The organism is Candidatus Aquicultor secundus (genome assembly GCF_002791875.1).
Taxonomy (GTDB): Bacteria; Actinomycetota; Aquicultoria; order Aquicultorales; family Aquicultoraceae; genus Aquicultor_A; species Aquicultor_A secundus.
The window spans coordinates 1-359 of record NZ_PFNG01000109.1 but is presented as its reverse complement, the minus strand read 5'-3'; positions in this window follow the sequence as shown (position 1 = coordinate 359).

Genomic DNA, 359 nt, shown 5'->3' with positions numbered 1-359 from the left:
AATATCCAAAACAGCTATCGATGGCCGGTGATAAACAATGGAAGAACGGTTGCAAAAATTTATGGCGCGTGCGGGGGTGTGCCTGTCTTGCCTCTTTGCCAGAAGTAATAGCAGGTAATGCCGTTCGAGTTAGAAATTATTGTCATTGACAGAGATTGTTCTAAAAGCTATGATCCTTTCATGAACGAAGAAGATAAAAAAGTAATTGAAGAGCTGTTAACTAAGCAGACCGAAAACCTTAATCGGGCAATGGATGGCCGTTTTAAGGAGCAATCTGATGCTTTTACAGAGCAGATAGATGCTCGTTTTCAAGAACAAGAAGAACGGCTAGGGGTGCGTTTTCAAGAACAAGAAGAACG